Below are 6,446 nucleotides of genomic sequence, written 5' to 3' on the forward strand. Positions count from 1 at the left end.
CGGCGCCGGAAGAGCCGATGATGGGCACGGAGGAGCCCGACCCGGAGGGCGCGGCGATCGCCAGCCTCGAGCCCGGCACCCTGCAGGTGCTGCTGCCCGGCGAGGACGTGAAGTTCTCGAGCCCCGCGGATGTGGGCAGCAGCTACGAGGCGTTCCAGTACCGTACGCTGCTCGGCGTCTCCGCCTCACTGGGGCTGCCGTACCATCTCGTCACCGGCGACGTGCGGCAGGCCAACTATTCGAGCCTGCGGGCCGAACTGGTGGAGTTCCGCCGCCGGGTGCAGCAGCTCCAGCACGGGGTGATCGCGCATCAGCTCTGCCGCCCGGTCTGGGCGCGCTGGCTGGAGACGGCACGGCTCGCCGGCCGGCTGGACCTGCCCGATCCGGCGGCCGCACGGATGGTGCAGTGGATCCCGCCCCGCTGGGATTGGGTCGATCCGCTGAAGGACATCCAGGCGCAGGTGCTGGCGATGGAGGCCGGCATCACCTCGCGGCGCAAGGTGGTCGAGGCCACTGGCTACGATGTCGAGGAAGTGGATCGCGAGAACGCCACCGACACCGCTCGTGCCGAGGCGCTCGGCCTGCGCTACCGCACCAGCCCGGGTGAAACGCAGGGCGCGCGGGCCACGCCATCACGGCGGCCGGAGCCCGGTGCCGGAGGCACAGATGACGGCGACGACGAGACCGCCGAGGACATCGAACAGGAGTAAACCGATGAACAGCTGGTACACGATCCGCGCCCGGGACGGCGGCGCGGAGGTGCTGATCTATGACGAGATCGGCGCCTATGGCGTCTCGGCCAAAGGCTTCCTGGCCGAGCTTGGCGCGCTGCCGGATGAGGCCGCGATCGACCTGCGGCTCAACAGCCCCGGCGGCTCGGTCTTCGATGCGGTCGCGATCCACAATGCGCTCGGCCGCCACGCCGGCACGGTCACGGTCTGGATCGACGGCATCGCCGCCTCGGCCGCTTCCTACATCGCGATGGCGGGCGACGAGATCGTCATGCCGGAAAACGCCTTCCTGATGATCCACGATCCCTCGGGGCTGGTGATGGGCACGGCCGCGGACATGCGCGACATGGCCGGCACGCTGGACAAGATCGCGGGCAGCATGCTGCGCGGCTATGCCGCCAGATCCGGCAAGCCCGAGGACGAGATCGCGGTCCTCATGGCCGCTGAGACCTGGTTCGGCGCGGCCGAGGCGCTGGAGGCAGGGCTGGCCACGCGGCTGGCAGAGCCGGTGCGCATCGCCGCCAGCTTCGATATCGCCCAGTTCCGCAATGCGCCGCCCGCGCTGGTCGAGGCGGTGGAGAGCGAGGCGCCCGGCGCCACGTCCGAACCGGCCGACATCGTTGCAGACGCCCACGATGCTGCAGCCAATGCAGCGCCCGCCAGCACCAGCGATGATGTGGCCGATCCGGACGTGACGCCCGATCCCGAAGGTTCCCCGCAGCCCGGCCCCCATGTTCCCGGCCGGAACATGCTCCCGAACCCTGTTGCAGCCGCCACCACTGCGCCGGACGCCACCGCCATCCGCGCGGAGGCCATCGCCCATGCCCGCGCGGTGATCGACCTGTGCCGCCTCGCGGGCCAGCCGCAAATGGCAGGCCGCTTCCTCGAAGAGGACGCCAGCCTCGAGGCAGTCCGCGCCGCGCTGCTGGACGCGAAGGCCGAGGCCGCGCCCGAGATCGCACCCCATCACGCGCAGCCCGGGCGCAGTGCCGCCACCCGTCCCTGGGGCGACGTGATCGCCCGCACCTTCAAGCTGAAAGGATGACACCATGACCACGCTGACAGAGGGCACGCATCCCGGCGGCTTCCTCGTCTGGGAAGCCCATCGCGATTACACGCGCGAGACGATTACCGTCGCCGCTGGCACGCTCGCCCCCGGCACCGTGCTGGGCCAGATTACGGCCTCGGGCAAGTATGCCGCGCACGATCCCAATGCCACCGACGGGACCGAGACCGCGGTCGCCGTGCTCTGGGGCAAGGCCGATGCGAGCGGCGGCGACGCGCCGGCCGTCGCGGTGGTCCGCGGCCCCGCCATCGTCAACCGCCACGATCTCGTCTTCGCCGGCACGCCCAGCGAGGGCGAGATCGCGGCCGCCCATGCGGCGCTCTTCGCCGCGGGCATCCTCGTCCGCTGACCGCGCATCCCCACACCATCCCTGACCCGGAGGCATCAACATGGCCACCATGGACATCTTCGAAGGCGATGCCTTCACAATCGTCGAGCTCACCCGCGCGCTCGAGAACATCCCCTACAAGCCCGCGATCCTCTCGGGCGCGAACCTCTTCGGCGCCCGTGGCGTGCGCTCGCGCACCGTGATGATCGAGAGCCGCGACGGCACGCTGTCGCTGATCCCGTTCTCCGAACGCGGCTCGGCCTACGAGTCCCAGATCCCCGAGCGTCGCGAGATGCGCGCCTTCGTCTGCCGGCAGTTCAAGAAGCAGGACGTGCTCTGGGCCTCGGAAATCCAGTCCATCCGCGACTTCGGCTCCGAGACCGCCGTGCAGCAGGTGCAGGCCGAGGTTGCGCGCAAGCTCAGCCGGCTGAGGAACGACGCCGAGGCCACCTTCGAGTTCCACCTCTTCAACGGCATCCAGGGCGTGGTGAAGGACCCGAAGGACGGGGCAACGGTAATCGATTACCATGCGGAATTCGGCATCACGCCCGCGGCGGAGGTCGACTTCGACCTCGACAACACGAGCCCGGCCTCGGGCGCGCTGCGCAAGCGTTGCCAGTCCCTGATCGAGAGCGTCGAGGACAGCCTCGGCGGGCTCGCCGCCGGCCAGGTGCAGATCCGCGCCGAATGCGGCTCGGCCTTCTTCGCCGATCTCGTGGCCCACAAGGAGGTGCGCGAGACCTACCTGAACACCGCCGCGGCCGCCGATCTGCGCGGCCGCGTGGGCGAGGAGGTCAGCTTCGGCGGCATCACCTTCCGCCGCTACCGCGGGGGCCTCGGCTTCGGCGTGCCCACCGACAAGGCGTATTTCTACCCCGAGGGCGTCGAGGGGCTCTTCGAGATCTACTACGCCCCCGCCGACACCTTCGAGACGGTCAACACCGTCGGCCTGCCGCTCTACGCGCGTATGATCCCGGACAGGGATCGCGACGAGTGGGTACGGCTCGAGATCGAGAGCAACCCGCTGCCGATCTGCACCCGCCCGCAGGTGCTGCGCTCGGCACGGCGGACATGATGGACGCGGTCGCCATGGCGCTCGACGCGCTCTTCGCCGACGGCAACGTCGCCCGCGAGGCGGTCTACACGCCGGACGGCGGCACCCCGGTCCTCGTCCGCGTGGTCACCCGCCGCGCGGACGACATCACCGGCTTCGGCGACGCGCGCATCTGGTCGGAGACCACGCGTGTGGATCTGCGCGTGGCCGAAGTGCCTCAGCCGCGTCCCGGCGATCGCATCGAGATCGATGGCGAGCCCTTCCTCATCCAGGGCGAGCCCGTCCGCGACCGCGAGCGGCTCGTCTGGACCGTGGATCTTCGCCCGGCATGAAACTGAAGCTCGACGTCACCCCGGACCTCGCCGCGCTCATGGCGGCGGAGATCAAGGCGGGCGAGCGCGCGGTGACCTCGGCCGTGCGCGAGGCCGGCGGGCAGCTCAAGGCCGACTGGCGCCGCCAGATCACCGGCGCGGGGCTGGGCCAGCGGCTCGCCAAGAGCATCCGCGCGGAGACATGGCCCAAGGGCACCACCAGCATCGGCGCAGCGGCGCTGGTTTGGTCGAAGGCCCCCGCCATCGTCGGCGCCCACGACACCGGCCCGCTGATCCGGTCGAAAACCGGCTTCTGGCTCGCGATCCCGACGCCCGCCGCCGGACGGGGTCTGCGCGGCGGCAAGATCACCCCCGGCGAATGGGAACGCCGCCGCGGTCTGCGCCTGCGCTTCGTCTATCGCCGGCGCGGGCCGAGCCTGCTCGTCGCCGACCGCGCCCGCATCAACAAGCGGGGCCAGGCCGTGGCCTCACGCGCGAAGACCGGCCGCAACCAGGTCACTGCGCCGATCTTCCTGCTGGTCCCGCAGGTCAAGCTGCCGAAGCGGCTCGACCTCGACCGCGACGCCAAGCGAGCGCATGACAGCGTGCCGGGGCTGATCGTGGCGAACTGGGTGGAGGTTAACCTCTGATGTCGGCTTTGCGGCCCAAGCCGCAGGTCCCGGCGCCGTGCTCAACGACGGCAGGCCGGCCGAAATCGACCCCCACACTGATCGTTGCAAAGCGCTTGGACACTGATAAGTTTCACTTTAACGGCTATCGCCTTGTGTCATGTCAACTTTTGGAAGCCATAGAATGACTTTTGGCCACGATGAACTAGTCGCCGCATGGGGGGAGCCTCAGACTAGTCGGGTCGTTGATAGGCTTCGTCGCTTCGCTTTTATCCCGAATGAATTGCTTGAGAAGTTGGCGGCAACGGCCCTTCCCGAAAATTGGGGGCAGAATAACCATGTCCTTAAGAAGTATCTTGCGGTCCAAGTTGCTTGGAGCATCGAGCAGGGGCAATACACGGAAGGCGAAGGTCAATTTTATGTAACTGCTGGCCATCTACAAACACGTTATGGGACGCCAATATATTTGGCATTCGAGAGAAACAGAAATCCTGGCCGAGAGCCATTCTATCTAGTTGCTGTTGAAGCAAATATGTCGGCACCTAGGCTACCGGTTCCGCCGGAGATTCCAGCGCCCAACGCCATTCCGAGCGGCGTAGAGATTGTCATGATGCATGATCATATACTCGATGATAACTCGGATCGAGTTCCATTCTTTGCGGAAACGCCACGAGTAGCCCAGATGTGTGCAGTTTCCGGCGCTATTCAATGGTCACTGAATCGTAATTTGCACCTGCCCTACTGGTACTTTGGTCAAATGAGCTATGTTGTTCCTCTCTATCTCAGCAGCCGCGAAGATATTACCCTAGCGCCTGACCTTATTGCGCCAATCCAAGTAAACCCAGGAAGCCTTCTTGTGCGGACAGTTTTGAAGCCAGTAATGCCTTTCGGAAATGCGCGTGTTGCGGTGCAGCGACATGACCAGCTGCCCCATTGGCTTCTGCAGGCATGGAAAGAGCATGCCGTCAATGCGACAGAAGATGAGATTGAAAACCCTGAGTCCGTGCGCTCGGCTTAAGTTGCCAGAAGCTCAACCTGATACTTTGTAGCGTCCGCTTTCTGCGTGTCGCCGGCGTTCATGCCTGTAGCAGGATGCGTTGCTATCGGCTCTTCCGGAATCTCTTCGCGTATCCAGCATCGCAAGAAGCCATGCCAACACCCCGCGAAACCATCCTCGCCGCACTGCACGCGCGGCTCTTGGCGCTGCCCGCCATCGCCCTGCGCGGCGAGGTGCTGCCCGAGCGCGTGCCGGTGGAGGGGCTGCTGATCCTGCGCGACGGCGAGCCGGGGGAGCCGGAGGTGACGCTGTCGCCGCTGGCCTACCACTACCAGCACCGGGCGGAGATCGAGGCGGTTGTGCAGGGCGCGAACCGTGACGCCGCCTTCGACACGATGATCGCCAGCATCGGCACAGCGCTCGCCGCCGACCGCACGCTGGATGGGCTCTGCGATTGGGTCGAGGCCGAGGCGCCACGGCCGGTCGATCTGCCGGTCGAGGGCGCGGCGAGCCTGAAGGCGGCCACCATCGCGGTGATGCTACACTATTCGATCGCCGATCCGCTAGACGGGTGACTCAGTTTGCGTTGAGCCCAAACGGCTGCCGCGAATGAAGCCGCAGCTTCCAGCTGTTTTCGCGCTCGATGACGTCCTCTGGCGGCAAGTCTGGTGCGAGGCGCTCGAGTATGCTGAACCGATAATTGCGCGGGTCGCGACCGCGCAGTTCACGGTTTCCACCATGACCATCGCGGGCGTAGGCCTGCCACCGACCGAGGATGTTGTCGCGGCCATAGGCGGAACCGACATAGGTGCGGCGGTCGCTTTCATCAAAGATGAGGTAGATCCCGCGCCATTCGGCCAGACGCGCCCGCCACGAGCCTGGCAGCGTTTCGAGATCTGCGAAGGTAAGGTCGATGTCACGCCAGTCGGGCGGTGGGGCCGCGAACGCGCTTTCCTCGAGAATTGCGCTCACGGGGAACGTGCCACGGTCCACCCACCGGAACCATGAGCGCTCGGGCGGCGGAAAATCGATGACCAGCCGCCCGCGCCAGTCGCCGTAGAATGGTAGGCGTTCCAGATCGAACTGAAGGCGCGACCCCAACCTGTCGGCCTCTTCAGTGGTGAATCCCTCGTATCCCATGTCCCGGAGGATCAGGTTCTCCGGTATCCGCCAGAAGGCGTCATGGTCGAGTTCGCGCGCATCGCCGATACGATAAAGCCCGACGAAATGCGCTTTGCCCGGCGACAGGCCGAAGAAGCTTGCCACGTACTCGGCTCGACGCAGGGCTGTTTCGGGTCGGCCAGGAACGGACTGGTAGGTTTCAAAAAGG

At 66.5% G+C, this 6,446-nt stretch carries 9 protein-coding genes; 8 read left to right on the forward strand and 1 reads right to left on the reverse strand.

Annotated features, from left to right (window positions below; translation table 11 throughout):
- The 8 genes from DRV84_RS14775 to DRV84_RS14810 form a co-directional block, all read left to right on the forward strand.
- Nucleotides 1-710, forward strand: a 710-nt coding sequence (locus DRV84_RS14775; protein ID WP_115982058.1) for a phage portal protein, incomplete at its 5' end; no start/stop codon positions are given.
- A gap of 4 nt (nucleotides 711-714) precedes the next feature.
- On the forward strand, nucleotides 715-1,776 hold the full coding sequence (locus tag DRV84_RS14780) for a head maturation protease, ClpP-related (RefSeq protein WP_158547826.1): 1,062 nt from the start codon (nucleotides 715-717) through the stop codon (nucleotides 1,774-1,776).
- Between the two features lie 4 nt (nucleotides 1,777-1,780).
- Nucleotides 1,781-2,146, forward strand: a complete 366-nt coding sequence (locus tag DRV84_RS14785) for a head decoration protein (protein ID WP_115982062.1) — start codon at nucleotides 1,781-1,783, stop codon at nucleotides 2,144-2,146.
- 40 nt (nucleotides 2,147-2,186) lie between these two features.
- Nucleotides 2,187-3,200 carry a major capsid protein gene (locus DRV84_RS14790; protein WP_115982064.1) on the forward strand — a complete coding sequence of 338 codons (1,014 nt, stop codon included), beginning with the start codon at nucleotides 2,187-2,189 and terminating at the stop codon, nucleotides 3,198-3,200.
- The gene (locus DRV84_RS14795; protein ID WP_115982066.1) at nucleotides 3,200-3,511 is read left to right on the forward strand and encodes a head-tail joining protein; all 312 of its coding nucleotides are present in this window, start codon (nucleotides 3,200-3,202) and stop codon (nucleotides 3,509-3,511) included. Before DRV84_RS14790 ends, DRV84_RS14795 begins: the two co-directional genes overlap by 1 nt.
- Nucleotides 3,508-4,140 carry a DUF6441 family protein gene (locus tag DRV84_RS14800; RefSeq protein ID WP_115982068.1) on the forward strand — a complete coding sequence of 211 codons (633 nt, stop codon included), beginning with the start codon at nucleotides 3,508-3,510 and terminating at the stop codon, nucleotides 4,138-4,140. Before DRV84_RS14795 ends, DRV84_RS14800 begins: the two co-directional genes overlap by 4 nt.
- Before the next feature lie 262 nt (nucleotides 4,141-4,402).
- Complete coding sequence (locus DRV84_RS14805; RefSeq protein ID WP_158547827.1) at nucleotides 4,403-5,137, forward strand: DUF3825 domain-containing protein; 735 nt, start codon at nucleotides 4,403-4,405, stop codon at nucleotides 5,135-5,137.
- 131 nt (nucleotides 5,138-5,268) lie between these two features.
- Nucleotides 5,269-5,691: an acyl-CoA transferase gene (locus DRV84_RS14810; RefSeq protein ID WP_115982071.1), complete on the forward strand. Its 423-nt coding sequence runs from the start codon at nucleotides 5,269-5,271 to the stop codon at nucleotides 5,689-5,691.
- A gap of 1 nt (nucleotide 5,692) precedes the next feature.
- Here DRV84_RS14810 and DRV84_RS14815 read toward each other — a convergent pair.
- Nucleotides 5,693-6,446: GIY-YIG nuclease family protein (locus DRV84_RS14815; protein ID WP_205026748.1), on the reverse strand; the 754-nt coding region annotated here is incomplete at its 5' end.

This window comes from Rhodosalinus sediminis (genome assembly GCF_003385555.1).
Taxonomy (GTDB): Bacteria; Pseudomonadota; Alphaproteobacteria; order Rhodobacterales; family Rhodobacteraceae; genus Rhodosalinus; species Rhodosalinus sediminis.